This window comes from Chryseobacterium contaminans, assembly GCF_001684955.1.
In the GTDB taxonomy this organism is placed as follows: domain Bacteria; phylum Bacteroidota; class Bacteroidia; order Flavobacteriales; family Weeksellaceae; genus Chryseobacterium; species Chryseobacterium contaminans.
In genome coordinates, this window is record NZ_MAYF01000010.1 from 1 (window position 1) to 13,954 (window position 13,954).

The following is a 13,954-nucleotide window of genomic DNA, read 5'->3' on the forward strand; positions in this document are numbered from 1 at the left end:
ATAACGGATATAAAGTATATTGGAATGACGGGGCACAGATTGTTCCGCCAAATGATGAAGCCATCATCAAAGAAGTATATTCCGTAAAATTCGAAGAAATTAAATTCAACGGAAATGATGATCTGATTGAATGGATCGGAGAAGAGCAGGATGATGTGTACATTGATGCATGTATTGAAAATTCTACTTACCAGAATGAAGGAAAAGAAAACTTAAATATTGTTTTCACTTCTATTCACGGGACTACTTATACTACAATTCCTAAAGCATTAGCAAAAGCAGGGTTCAAAAAAGTAGACTTGGTTAAAGAGCAGATGATCCCAAGCGGAAATTTCCCTACCGTAGAATCTCCAAATCCAGAAGAGCCGGCAGCATTGGAAATGGCGATGGATCTTGCAAAAATTACCAATGCAGACATCGTTATCGGAACAGATCCGGATGGTGACAGATTAGGAATTGCCGTAAGAAACCTTGATGGTGAGATGCAGTTACTGAACGGTAACCAAACCAATACAATTCTTACTTACTATATTCTGAACGAATGGAGAAAACAAGGTAGAATTACCGGAAAAGAATTCATTGGTTCTACCATTGTTACTTCTGATATTTTCTATGATATTGCACAGAAATTCGGTGTGGAATGCAAAGTAGGTCTTACAGGATTCAAGTGGATCGGAAAAATGATCCGTGAAGCAGAAGGAACTCAGAAATTTGTGTGTGGCGGAGAAGAAAGTTTCGGGTTCATGACCGGAGATTTCGTTCGTGATAAAGATTCTTGTGGAAGTATCCTTTTAGCTTGTGAAATTGCTGCCTGGTGTAAAGCCAATGGTAAAACAATGTACCAGTACATGATCGAGATCTATGAAGACCTTGGAATGTATTACGAAGGATTGGTAAATATCGTAAGAAAAGGAAAAGAAGGTGCTGAAGAAATTCAGAATATGATGAAAAACTTCCGTGAAAACCCTCCAAAAGAATTGGCAGGTTCACCAGTGGAAGAAGTAAAAGACTTTAAAGAGCAGACAAGCCTTACCATTTCATCAGGAGAGAAAAAAGTAATGAACGAAATTCCACAATCTAACGTATTGATCTACTATACTCAGGATGGAACTAAAGTTTGTGTAAGACCTTCAGGAACAGAACCTAAAATTAAATTCTATGTTTCAGTAAAAGATGCTATCTCTTCTGAAGCCGATTTTAAAGATAAACTGAAATCATTGGAAGCTAAAATACAGGCCGTTAAAACAGATTTAAAGCTGGATTAATTATCTGATAAAGCACTTGTGATAAAAAACTATAACAGTTTGCCTACTGTCTGTAGCTGTAGTTTCCTGTAACAAGGAGACTGCAGTTCCGGATGCAAAATCGGCAAACGGTTCAATAACCATAAACATATCCAAGCGCTGATATCATAAAAAAACTAAAGAACTGATAGCCGCTTATGATGTCCATATACCGGTGGATCAAATAGAAAACAAAATCAACCTGAGAAGATAATATTAGTAAATTTTAAATAAAAATAAAGTGAAAGTTTCAAAATTAGCAGCGAACCTGATCGGTTCTGAAATTGTAAAAATTGGTAACGAAGTAAATGATCTAAAAGCAAAAGGTGCAGAAATTGCCAATCTTACTATTGGTGACCTGAATTCTAATATCTATCCTATTCCGGCATTGCTGAAGGAAGAGATTCAGAAAGCCTATCAGAATAACCTGACCAACTATCCACCTGCCAACGGACTTTTATCTTTAAGAAAAGAAGTTTCCAAAGACTTGAAAAACAGATGGAACCTGGATTATTCTCCAAACGATATTTTGATCACAGCAGGATCAAGACCATTAATCTATGCTGTATATAAAACCATCGTAGACGAAGGAGATAAAGTAGTATATCCTACACCATCATGGAATAACAACCACTACGCTTACCTTACTTCCGCTAATGCCGTAGAAGTAAAAACAAGGCCTGAAACCAACTTCCTTCCAACTGCAGACGATTTAAAGCCACATTTGGATGGTGCGGTTTTATTAGCACTTTGCTCACCATTGAACCCAACAGGAACCATGTTCACCAAAGAGCAGCTATCTGAAATCTGTGAACTGGTGATCGCTGAAAACAAAAAGAGAGGAGCAGACGAAAAACCATTGTACTTAATGTATGACCAAATCTATTCTAATCTTACTTTCGGCGCACAGCACGTAGATCCGGTTTCTCTTTTCCCTGAAATGAAAGAATATACCGTGTACATTGATGGTATTTCAAAATGTCTTGCTGCAACAGGTGTACGTGTAGGATGGGGATTCGGACCTGCTCATATCATTGATAAAATGAAAGCACTCCTTACACACGTAGGAGCATGGGCTCCAAAACCAGAGCAGGAAGCCACCGCTAAATTCTTTGAAAACCCTGAAAATGTAAATGTATTTGTAGAAGATTTCAAAGCTAAATTAGAAGAAAGCTTAAAAGTTCTTCACGGCGGCGTTCAGGATCTGAAAGGAAAAGGCTTAGCGGTAGACAGTATTGAACCTATGGGAGCGCTTTACCTTACCATCAAATTAAACTATATCGGAAAAACAAAACCTGACGGAGCTGTTATTGAAAACTCTTCAGACCTTGTATTCTACTTAATCAATGAAGCAGGAGTGGCTTTAGTACCATTCTCAGCATTCGGGGAGGATAAATCTGAACCTTGGTTCCGTGCTTCCGTAGGAGGGTTGGCTGTAGATGAGATCAAAGTAATGCTGCCAAAACTGGAAACTGCTTTGAATAATCTGAAATAATTAAGCTTACTTTAATTAATTAAATGTACCAGTGTACCAGTTTACCAATTTTCATATTGGTGAATATTGTTACACTGGTACATTGTTATACTGGTAGATTATAAAAATGTCACGCTGAGCGGAGTCGAAGCGTTTTCAATACCTATACACTATGAAACTCCCCAGAAAATACTTCCTTGAAACAAAAGTTCTGAGTTATTCTACCTTGATGATTATCATTTTGGTCATTGTCTGTGTCTGGCTTTCCGGGATAGGAGATCATCGGTCATTATTTCAAAACTCTCTCTTATCAACTTCTATTTTAGCAGGAGCATTTTTCCTGTTTATCAGCTCAGGACTGTATTATGGTTTTAAATTAAAAGATAATGTTGGAAGCATTTTAAATAAAGAAAGTATAAAAAAATATTCTGATAAAGCACCAGAGATTGGCAGTTTTGATTTTGATCCACCAGCTGTAGGGGATGGTATAGGTGGGGCAGTACTTTCAGTTATTGTATGGCTGATATTTTCTATTTTACTAGTATTTCTTTCTTACTTTCTTGGCCTTTTCTTTTGGTCTGCCATTTTATTTTTGGCGGCCATGTTATACTGGATCTTCTTTAGAGCATTACGTCATGTCTTTAAAAATTCCTGGAGATGTAAAGGAGATATCGTAAAAAGCTTTGGATTAGGCTTTCTATATTCATTACTCTACATTTCCTGGATCTATGGAATAATTTTTCTAATCAATTATATAAACTAGGTTGCTTACTCATTTTATAAAAAAATTAAATAAATATTAAAAATTAAACAAACACTTTCACTAAAGTTAACAAGGAATTACCTTTGGGACTTTTATAAGCTAAGAATAAACAGGGTTGAAAACAACAACGATGAAAAAATTGAGATTTTTGCTACTGCCAATGTCTATATTGGTATGCTCGCAGGAGGTGGATACATTACAGGTAAAAGAATTGTCACCTGTAGTACAGGACTTACCTAAAGTACAGACTTATACGCTGAAAGATGGTTCTGTGCGAACATATCCAAAGCCTAAACTGCTGGATTTTGTAACCAAACTTCCCCGAAACTTTATTAACACCAATAAAGATTTTGTAGCAAAAGATCATGCCTATTATTTAGGAGGTGCTGTTACTTCCACACTTATCCTTTTACCTTTCGATCAGAAATTAATTGATAACTCAAGAGAGCTTGGAGAAAGATGGGGAATGGATAAGGATAACAACTATACCAAAGTAGGAGGTGTTTTCAAAATTCCTAAAGATATCGGATCTACATTGTACCTGATTGGAAATGGTTCTACATTGGTATTATTGGGGATTGGTTTCGGAACGTATGGTTTAATTAAAAATGATTACAGAGCACAGGCTACAGCCAGTGGATTAATGGAAAGTTTAATTCTTTCCGGAGTTTTCACCCAAACCATCAAAAGGATTACCGGAAGAGAAAGCCCGTTTATAGCAGAAGAAAATGGTAATAAAGGTGGTGCATGGAATCCGTTTCCAAGCTTTTCAGCATTCAGTAAGTATACATCAAACTATGATGCCATGCCATCAGGACATTTAACAACGTTTATGGCAGGAATCACCGTTATTGCAGACAACTATCCTGATGCGAGATGGATAAAGCCTGTAGGATACACATTAGCCGGGGCTTTATGTTTTCAGATGATGCAAAGTAAAGTGCACTGGGCTTCAGATTATCCGTTAGCTCTATTAATGGGATATTTCATTGGAAAAACCATCTCAAAAAGCAGATATACTTCCTCAGAAGGGACCATAGGAAAAACAAAATATAAATTTGACCTTATGGCATCCCGCCAATGGGAATACAATATGGTAGGGGTAAAATTATCATTTTAGTATGACGATAAAGAATCTCTTCCATTCCTTAAGATTCGGCATTTTAATTAATCGACTCATTTAAAAATCTATACCCGATTCTCACATTTTCATCGAAAATGTGGGAATTTTGTTTTTCAAACAGATACAAATCTTAAGAAGTAAGAGCGAAATTGGGTATAATACCACATTTTATAGAACAAACTAAAATAGTTTTCACTATTTTTGATCTGGATAAGCCATATCATTTACCTTTTTGGAAATGATGGCTTGAAAAAGACTTAATTAATATTGTACTGAATGAAAATAATCGCTGTAATCCCTGCACGCTATGAAGCAAGCCGTTTTCCGGGAAAACTGATGCAGATATTGGGAGAAAAAACCGTTATTACCACTACCTACCAGAATGTAGTAGAAACCGGACTGTTTGATGAAGTATTTGTAGCAACAGACTCTGAAATCATCCTGGATGAAATCACTAAAAATGGAGGAAAAGCTGTTATGACAGGACAACACGAAACAGGAAGCGATCGTATTGCCGAAGCAGTACAAAACATTGACTGTGATATCGTTATTAATGTTCAGGGGGATGAGCCATTTCTTAAGCTTGAACCTTTGAAACAATTAATTGAGGTTTTTAAGCAGGACGATCAGCAGGAAATTTCCCTGGCTTCTCTAAAAATACAACTCTCAGAGAAAGAAGAAATAGAAAATCCGAATAACGTAAAAGTAATTACGGATAACAACGGTTTTGCCCTATATTTTAGCCGTTCTGTAATTCCTTTTCACAGAGAAATTTCTTATAATGTGAGCTACTTTAAACATATCGGAGTGTATGCCTTCAGAAAAGAAGCGTTATTACAGTTTTCAAAACTGGAGATGAAACCTTTGGAAATATCCGAAAAGATCGAATGCATCCGCTATCTTGAATATGGAATGAAAATCAAAATGATAGAAACCAATTTTGTTGGAGTAGGAATTGATACACCGGAAGATCTGGAAAAAGCAAGAAAATTAATCTGATTGGAAAATAATATAAGCTGTGAATAAGGTAATTCAACTTTACTTTTCCGGCCTTTTTGCTTTTTACCCCAATTCCTCTTATATTTGAAATGATAAATAAGTTGTAAAAGAAGATCCGGAGCGGATTTTTAAATATAAAATGAAATCAGCTTCCCTAAAATAATAACAGAACTTAGGCTGGATTTTTAACCCTTCTTTCAATAACTATTTTAATAAAATTAAATGAAAAAAATAATATACTTAGTCCTTTTTACTGTTACAAGTTCATTGTATTATGGCCAAACTGCAAAGGAAATTATAGATAAAAATATTGAACTGTCAGGAGGTCTAACGAATTGGAAGCTTTTAAACTCCGTATTGCTGCAGGGAAAAGTGGTACTGGGGATCAAAGATGAATATCCTATAAAAATTTACCAGCAGCGCCCCAATCTTACCAAAACAATTATTGTGGTAGGAGGAAAAGAAACTGCAATTGAAGGTTTCGATGGAAACAAAGGATATGCAATGAACTATGCAGCCAATAAACTTCAGGTATACCCGGAATATGTACCGGAAAGTTTTGATAATGATTTTATTGACTGGGAAAGTAAAGGATTTGATGCCAAATATCTGGGAAAAGAAAAAGTAGGAGAGATCTATTGCCATAAAGTGGAACTAACCAAGAATGTGAATAAGAATATGTATTATTTTGATACAAAAACTTATATGCTTTTGAAAGAAATTAAAAAAGATGAAACCTTGGTATATTCCGATTATAAAAAAGTAGGAAACCTTACCATGCCTTTCAGAATAGAATCTTCAAGCCCTAAAAAGGATGGCGATTATGTGATGCTCCTTAACAGAGTAGACGTTAACAAGGTTTTTCCGGCGAATATTTTTAAGTTTTAATTCATCTGCAGTTCAGGCTGCTTAAAATCTATAAGAAATGAAAAATATTTTTTTAATGCTGCTTTCTTTTATTGCGTTTCTGCAAAGCTGCACCAATCAGAAAAGTGAAATTTCTCAAGCTAAAACCAAAGAACTTATGGGAAAAACAATATATGACTTTAAAGTAGAAAGCCTTGACGGAAAAGAAATCAACTTTGCAGATTTCAAAGGAAAAAAGATACTGATCGTTAATACCGCCTCTGAATGTGGATTTACCCCTCAGTATGCAGATCTGGAAAAAGTATATGAGGAATATAAAGACAAATTGGTAGTAGTAGGTTTCCCTGCCAACAACTTTGGAGGTCAGGAACCGGGAACCAATGCTGAAATAGGAACATTTTGCCAGAAAAATTACGGAGTAACATTCCCAATGGCAGCAAAAGTTTCAGTAAAAGGCGATGATACTGCACCTATCTTTAAATACTTAACGGAACAGGAATTAAACGGAGTAAAAAATACCACTATCCTTTGGAACTTTACCAAATTCCTGATTGATGAGAACGGGAAGCTGATCGATAGCTTTGTAAGTACTACAAAACCTACAAGCGAATCAATTACAAAATATTTGAAATAAGAAATAAAAAAGTATATTTTTACAAAGTGGATGGATGCATCCACTTTTTTTATTGCAAATTAAATTGGAACTCATGAAAAAAATATTTTTTGCCGTTTGTATTCTGGCAGCTTTCTTATCAGGATTTGCCTTTAAAGCAGTTACAGAAAAAGAGCATGATGATCTGAAAAGAGTAACAGGGATTGGCGGAATCTTTTTCAAATCTAAAGATCCTAAAAAAATGAGGGAATGGTATAAAGAACATTTAGGGTTTGAAGTCAATGAGTACGGATCTGTTTTTGAATGGTACCAAGGTGCAGATAATACTAAGAAAGGTTTCAGTCAATGGAGTCCTTTCAATGAGAAAACAAAATATTTTCAGCCATCCGAAAAAGATTTCATGATTAATTATCGTGTACAGGATCTTGAAAAATTAGTTGCAGAATTAAAGAAAGAAAACGTAACTATTGTAGACAAAATTGAAACTTACGAATATGGAAAATTCGTTCATATAATGGATATTGAGGGCAATAAAATTGAGCTTTGGGAGCCTAACGATATTGAATATGAAAAATTAGGACAAAGCATGGGGAGCAAAACCACAAAATAAATGACTCTTTAATCCCATGCATCTGTGCAAATCTGCGAAAATCTGTGGTTAAATAATATTTCTACAGATTGCACGGATTTACACAGATTTTTAGTATAATTTTCTATCATTTATCAATCACTTTGTCTGCAAAACAGAAAATATTCCCAAGCTTGATACTGGAGTAGCCATTGCTTTTAATTTTTGAGGAATTAATCATTGCTTTGGCTAAAATATCTGTTGGTAAAGGTGTTTGACTTTCCAATAAACCAAGCTTATTCGCAAATTTTATAATTCTGCTGCCCAGGACTTCACCTGTTCTTTCAGAGTTTTTTCTTTCCAGCATTCCGGGTTTGAAAATGGTAATTTTATTGAAATGTAATTGTTTTACAGCTTCTTCCAGTTCACCTTTCATTTTAGAATAAAAAATCCTTGATTTCGGATCGGCACCATAAGCGGAAACCAGAATATAATCTTCCACCTCATTCTCCCTGGCGGCTTTTGCAAATTCATATTGATAATTAAAGTCTACTTTTTTCTGTGCCTCCTTGCTTCCGGCATCCTTCAAAGTAGTCCCAAGACAGGAAAATGCCACATCTCCCTTCACCATTGCTTTCCATTCTTCAGGCTTTTCAAAATTCACAACATGAACTTTAAGCTTCTCGTTCTCAATATCAACAGGTTTTCTTACAAAAATATCAACTTTCTCAAAAGCATTATCATTAAGTAGTTGATTAACCAAGTCTTTTCCTGTGGCGCCTGTAGCACCGATTACTAAAGCTTTCATAACAATGGGTTTGATGTGATGGTATTTTCTTTCTTAAATTTACTAAATTTGGATAAAAGATAAAAGATAAAAGATAAAAGATAAAAGATCTTGTTATTAAACATCTATAATCCAATCGTCCACTATATTACTAATTGCCTATTACTCATAAAAAGCCATGGATGCCAACGAAATACTAGACTATTGCCTTGCTAAAAAAGCAGTTACAGAAAGTTTTCCTTTTGATAATGAAACCCTTGTATTAAAAGTAGATACTAAAATGTTTCTATTGATGGGGCTTGAAAGGCAGCCATTGTCGATCAATGTAAAGACAGATCCTGAATGGAGTGCGGAGCTTCGGCAGCAATATCCCCAGATTACAGGAGCCTATCATATGAATAAAACACATTGGAATTCTGTTTCAGTAGATGGGTTGAAGAGAGATCTTATTTTTAAATTAATTGATCATTCTTATGATTTAGTTTTTAAATCTTTAACTAAAAAGGTTCAGAATGAAATCAATAATTACTAAATCAGGAAAATATATTCGTTTATAAATCGAAAGTTATACTATGAAGGGTATAAATTTTGTTATCAAATATCTGTGAAATACTAAACAGGCATCAATTAAAATAAGAATATATGAAAAATCACCTTTTATTATTAATGGCTGCTGGTGCATTGACACTCTCAAGCTGTAATAAAGCAGAAAAGAAAGCAACTCCTGAGCCTGCAGTAACTGAGAAAACTGCAGAAAATACTTCCGATAATCTTAAGTTGGAATTTGTAGGAACTGATAAGTTTACCATTACAAATGCTAAACTGAAAGTAAGTTTATATGGTGTAGACTCAAATTTAGCAGATGCTCCGGCTACCTTACTTGAAGAAAAAGAATACGAGCAGAAATCAGTGCCTTTTACTATTGATTTCAATGTACCTAAGGATGCAGTAAGTAAAATTAGCCCTAAACCTGCAGGACCTGTCAAATATTATATTGCCTTGAGCTGGGATTCTGACGGAAACGGAATGGCAGACAGTAAAGGAGATATTGCGATAGATTATGATAAAGCATTTCCTACTGTGACGATGAGTAATGAAACTCAGAAGATCAATTTAAAAATATTAAAATAAAAATAACAAGGCTATTCATCACTGAATAGCCTTTTGTATATCTTAGAAATTAAATTCTTCTGTCAATCGCTTATCTTCATCAAGACGCTCAATAAGCTTTTCCAATCCTTCAAATTTGATTTCATCATGAAGAAAATCCCTGAATTTTACAGTAATCTTTTCGCCATAAATATCATCGTTAAAATTAAGGATATAGACTTCAACCGTTAATTTTTCTCCATTTACTGTAGGATTGGTTCCGATGCTCAACATTCCTTTATATTGCTGGCCTTTTACTTCCACTTCAACAATATAAGCCCCTTTTTTAGGGAGAAGTTTGATAGATTCCGTATCTATATTAGCAGTTGGATATCCAATAGTTCTTCCAATTTTCTTCCCATGAACCACAGTTCCGGAAACAGGGTAGGAGTATCCCAGCATTTCATTGGCCTCTTTAATATTACCTGTTAAAAGAGCAGTACGGACTTTGGTAGAACTGATGTTGTTCTCATGAATATTAATGGCTTCCATTTGTTCCACTTCAAAATCAAGTTCTTCAGACAGCTTTTGAAGAAGTTCAAAATTTCCGCTTTTATTTTTTCCGAAAGAATGATCGTATCCTATAATAAGGTATTTTACATTCAGTTTATCAATCAGGATCTGACGCACAAATTCTTCCCCGGTAAGATTCCTGAATTCCTCATCAAATTCTTTAATAAACAGATTTTCAATGCCACAGGTTTCAATACGTTGTTGTTTTTCCTCTATGGTATTCAGAAGTTTTAAATCTTCGTTAGGATTAAAAACAAATCGGGGATGTGGCCAGAAAGTAAGGATAGCAGTTTCCAGATTGTTTTCTGTTCCTACCTTAATCAGCTCATCAATAATACTTTTATGTCCAAGATGCACCCCGTCAAACATACCTAAAGACAATGCTAGAGGCTTTTGGGAGGAATAATCTTTAAAATTCTTGAAAACTTTCAAAACGGGAAAAATTTGACTGCAAATATAGATATAATGTAACAATCTATCAATATAACAATGAATCAATATTTTTTTCTGGCAAATAGGGCTTGGAGAATGATAAATTGCTGCATGGGTTAATTTCTAAAAAGCATGATAAAAATCTTTTTTTTACCAATTGCGGGTTTAGGAAGAATCACTATATTTGCACCAAGAAAAAATTTAGCAATGGCAAACCAAATTAAAGGTAAAATTTCTCAAATTATTGGTCCGGTAATCGACGTTGTCTTTACAGATGTAGAAGCAGTTCCTGCAATCTATGACGCGTTAGAAATTACAAAAGAAAACGGTGAAAAAGTAGTTTTAGAGGTAGAACAACATATTGGCGAAGATACAGTAAGATGTATTGCAATGGACGCTACTGACGGTCTTAAGAGAGGTCAAGATGTAATCGGATACGGAAATCCTATTACTATGCCAATCGGTGAGGCTGTAAACGGAAGACTATTCAACGTTGTTGGTGATGCTATCGACGGACTTCAAGATATTTCTAAGGATGGTGGTCTTCCAATTCACAGACCAGCTCCAAAATTTGATCAATTATCAACTTCAGCAGAAGTTTTATTTACAGGTATTAAAGTAATCGACCTAGTTGAGCCTTACGCAAAAGGAGGTAAAATTGGATTGTTCGGTGGTGCCGGTGTAGGTAAAACAGTATTGATTCAGGAGTTGATTAACAATATTGCAAAAGGACACGGAGGTCTTTCTGTATTCGCCGGAGTAGGTGAAAGAACGAGAGAAGGAAATGACCTTTTGAGAGAGATGTTAGAATCTGGAATTATCAAATATGGTGATGATTTCATGCACTCTATGGAAAATGGAGGTTGGGATCTTTCTAAAGTAGACTTAGAAGCTATGAAAGATTCTAAAGCAGCATTCGTATTCGGACAGATGAACGAGCCGCCAGGTGCGAGAGCTAGAGTAGCCCTTTCTGGTCTTACATTAGCTGAGTACTATAGAGATGGTGGTGAAAGCGGACAAGGTAGAGACGTACTTTTCTTCGTAGACAACATCTTCCGTTTTACACAGGCTGGTTCTGAGGTATCTGCACTTCTTGGTCGTATGCCATCTGCGGTAGGTTACCAACCAACTCTTGCTTCTGAAATGGGTGCGATGCAGGAAAGAATTACTTCAACTAAAAACGGTTCAATTACTTCAGTACAGGCGGTATATGTACCTGCGGATGACTTAACTGACCCGGCTCCTGCAACTACGTTTGCTCACTTGGATGCAACTACGGTACTTGACAGAAAGATTGCTTCATTAGGTATTTACCCAGCGGTAGACCCACTAGCATCTACTTCAAGAATCTTGGCTCCTGAAGTTATCGGTCACGATCACTACAACTGTGCTCAAAGAGTAAAAGAAATTCTTCAAAGATACAAAGCGCTTCAAGATATTATCGCGATCCTTGGTATGGAAGAACTTTCTGAAGAAGATAAAGCAGTTGTTTACCGTGCAAGAAAAGTTCAGAGATTCTTATCTCAGCCTTTCCACGTAGCAGAACAGTTTACAGGTATTCCAGGATCATTAGTAGATATCAAAGATACGATCAAAGGATTCAACATGATTATGGATGGTGAATTAGATCACTTACCAGAAGCTGCTTTCAACTTGAAAGGAACTATCGAGGAAGCTATCGAAGCTGGACAAAAAATGTTAGCTGAAAACGCTTAATAAATTAGACACAAGATATCAGATACCAGACATGAGACTTTAACGTTGTCTGAAATCTGAAATCTGAAATCTTCAAATCTAAATTAAAATGAATATAAAAATTTTAACACCAGAATACGTAGTTTTTGAAGGAGAAGTAAACTCAGTATTACTGCCTGGAAAAAATGGTGAATTTCACATCATGAAAAACCACGCAGGAATTGTTTCTTCTTTAGTTGGTGGGAAAGTAAAGCTTTTTACTAATTCTGTAAATGAAGCTTTTGCTAAAAACCTAACCAAAGAAAATGATAAAGACTCTGTTTTTTCATATTCTATCAAGAGCGGTGTTGTGGAATTTAATCATAACAAAGGAATTATCCTTTGCGAATAATTAAATGAAAAGCTAAATATATTTTCAAAAAAGTGTAACTTTGGTTACACTTTTTTTATTGTATGTCAAGTCATGTAAAAATCTGATTCTATGAAGAAAAGTATAATCATATTCTTTACAATTCTGGGTACTTTCCTCAATGCCCAGAATATCAAAACCAAAAGAGGAATAATCAATTTAGACGGCATCCCGGTAGCCAAAATTTCAAACAAAGGCAGTGAATACACTTTCATGGATTTGAAAGAAACCCCGTTGTATACTATAAAATTTATCGATAAAAGTATTGTAGATTCAGTTAGAGACAGTTATATACAAATCAATAGGGTATACAACAGAGATAAAACCATTGAGGTAGATTATTCATCTCCTTCAGCATTTTCCGGAGAAGAAAAATCTGCGGTTTATACTTCTGTGAAAGATTTTAAAATCATTGATAATAAAGGGATCAATGTGAAGACTCTGGATGAACTGTTTTCAAATGTTCCGAAAAGAAAGCTTGACAGCAAAACAAAGGATGCCTATACTATTAGAAAAAAGATCGATAAAATGAATCTTGAAGTTAATAAAGTAGGTGAAATTCTCAGCAACGGAGTTCCTGTAGGCTATTTTACCAATTTACCGGTAAGCTTTGGTTCTGATGATAAAATTATGGAAAAAAGCTTTATTGATATCGAGATCTATGATGCAAAAAGTAAATATATCGGGAAATATATTACCACAACCAAACAGTTGAAAACGGCTGGTGGAAAGTCTTTCACTCTTTTCAAAGAAATGTCCGGAAGAGCTTCTATTTTAAAGTACCCAACCTATAAAGCGCTTGCAGAGCGTATGGCTATCATGGATCCCAATTTTATTAAAGTTCAGGAAAAAGTAACGGTAGGACCTGTTACGAAAGGTACTCCTAATTGAATGTAGCTTAAAATAATCAAAACCTTGGAAGACTTTCTGAGGTTTTTTCATTCACTACGATTTTAAATACATTATTTTTATTCGTGTATTTATGGTGTATTTTTTCCACGAATCCACGACTTTTTCTTTTTTTGCATTGTACAAATATAGCATAATCATCTGCGAAAATCTGTGAAATCCGCGGGAGTTTTTGATGATTTTCTCATTCTGAAGAAATCTAAAGATTGTATATTAAAATAGGAGGCTGGATTCCTACAGAATGACAAAGATGATGAATATTTTATTTTTATAGTTAAAAATTTAGCATAGCAAACCATTCAATTAAAAGTGGCTTTAACCCGTTTGTTAATAAAAATTTCAGTTGCATTGATTTCAGCCAAAACCTATT

At 35.1% G+C, this 13,954-nt stretch carries 15 protein-coding genes; 13 read left to right on the forward strand and 2 right to left on the reverse strand.

Annotation, left to right across the window (positions count from 1 at the left end):
- From BBH99_RS01385 to BBH99_RS01420, 8 genes are all read left to right on the forward strand, one after another.
- On the forward strand, positions 1-1,265 hold a 1,265-nt coding region (locus tag BBH99_RS01385), incomplete at its 5' end, for a phospho-sugar mutase (protein ID WP_066690966.1).
- 259 nt (positions 1,266-1,524) lie between these two features.
- Positions 1,525-2,778 carry a pyridoxal phosphate-dependent aminotransferase gene (locus tag BBH99_RS01390; RefSeq protein WP_066690967.1) on the forward strand — a complete coding sequence of 418 codons (1,254 nt, stop codon included), beginning with the start codon at positions 1,525-1,527 and terminating at the stop codon, positions 2,776-2,778.
- Between the two features lie 151 nt (positions 2,779-2,929).
- Positions 2,930-3,520, forward strand: a complete 591-nt coding sequence (locus tag BBH99_RS01395) for a hypothetical protein (RefSeq protein ID WP_066690968.1) — start codon at positions 2,930-2,932, stop codon at positions 3,518-3,520.
- A 130-nt stretch (positions 3,521-3,650) separates the two neighbouring features.
- Positions 3,651-4,640, forward strand: coding sequence for a phosphatase PAP2 family protein (locus BBH99_RS01400; RefSeq protein WP_066690970.1), 990 nt, complete (start codon positions 3,651-3,653; stop codon positions 4,638-4,640).
- A 279-nt stretch (positions 4,641-4,919) separates the two neighbouring features.
- The gene (kdsB, locus tag BBH99_RS01405) at positions 4,920-5,642 is read left to right on the forward strand and encodes a 3-deoxy-manno-octulosonate cytidylyltransferase (RefSeq protein ID WP_066690974.1); all 723 of its coding nucleotides are present in this window, start codon (positions 4,920-4,922) and stop codon (positions 5,640-5,642) included.
- 222 nt (positions 5,643-5,864) lie between these two features.
- A complete protein-coding gene (locus BBH99_RS01410) occupies positions 5,865-6,530 on the forward strand; it encodes a histidine kinase (RefSeq protein ID WP_066690982.1) in 666 nt (221 codons plus the stop codon).
- 37 nt (positions 6,531-6,567) lie between these two features.
- A complete protein-coding gene (locus BBH99_RS01415; RefSeq protein ID WP_066690985.1) occupies positions 6,568-7,143 on the forward strand; it encodes a glutathione peroxidase in 576 nt (191 codons plus the stop codon).
- 73 nt (positions 7,144-7,216) lie between these two features.
- Complete coding sequence (locus BBH99_RS01420) at positions 7,217-7,732, forward strand: VOC family protein (RefSeq protein WP_317041474.1); 516 nt, start codon at positions 7,217-7,219, stop codon at positions 7,730-7,732.
- 106 nt (positions 7,733-7,838) lie between these two features.
- Here BBH99_RS01420 and BBH99_RS01425 read toward each other — a convergent pair whose 3' ends face one another.
- Complete coding sequence (locus BBH99_RS01425; protein WP_066690987.1) at positions 7,839-8,498, reverse strand: NAD(P)H-binding protein; 660 nt, start codon at positions 8,496-8,498, stop codon at positions 7,839-7,841.
- A gap of 157 nt (positions 8,499-8,655) precedes the next feature.
- On the opposite strand from BBH99_RS01425, the gene BBH99_RS01430 reads away from it, so the two are divergent.
- Together BBH99_RS01430 and BBH99_RS01435 are read left to right on the forward strand one after the other, a co-directional pair.
- Positions 8,656-9,009, forward strand: coding sequence for an MmcQ/YjbR family DNA-binding protein (locus BBH99_RS01430; RefSeq protein ID WP_066690989.1), 354 nt, complete (start codon positions 8,656-8,658; stop codon positions 9,007-9,009).
- A 110-nt stretch (positions 9,010-9,119) separates the two neighbouring features.
- Entirely contained in the window at positions 9,120-9,608 is a 489-nt protein-coding gene (locus BBH99_RS01435; RefSeq protein WP_066690995.1) for a hypothetical protein, read from the forward strand.
- 42 nt (positions 9,609-9,650) lie between these two features.
- Here BBH99_RS01435 and BBH99_RS01440 read toward each other — a convergent pair whose 3' ends face one another.
- Positions 9,651-10,571 carry a bifunctional riboflavin kinase/FAD synthetase gene (locus tag BBH99_RS01440; RefSeq protein ID WP_066690997.1) on the reverse strand — a complete coding sequence of 307 codons (921 nt, stop codon included), beginning with the start codon at positions 10,569-10,571 and terminating at the stop codon, positions 9,651-9,653.
- Between the two features lie 207 nt (positions 10,572-10,778).
- Between BBH99_RS01440 and atpD the strand changes: the two genes are divergently transcribed.
- From atpD to BBH99_RS01455, 3 genes are all read left to right on the forward strand, one after another.
- Positions 10,779-12,287: a F0F1 ATP synthase subunit beta gene (atpD, locus tag BBH99_RS01445; RefSeq protein ID WP_065397992.1), complete on the forward strand. Its 1,509-nt coding sequence runs from the start codon at positions 10,779-10,781 to the stop codon at positions 12,285-12,287.
- An 88-nt stretch (positions 12,288-12,375) separates the two neighbouring features.
- Positions 12,376-12,657, forward strand: coding sequence for a FoF1 ATP synthase subunit delta/epsilon (locus BBH99_RS01450; protein WP_066690999.1), 282 nt, complete (start codon positions 12,376-12,378; stop codon positions 12,655-12,657).
- A 90-nt stretch (positions 12,658-12,747) separates the two neighbouring features.
- Positions 12,748-13,566: a hypothetical protein gene (locus BBH99_RS01455; protein WP_066691001.1), complete on the forward strand. Its 819-nt coding sequence runs from the start codon at positions 12,748-12,750 to the stop codon at positions 13,564-13,566.
- The last annotated feature ends 388 nt before the right edge of the window (positions 13,567-13,954 follow it).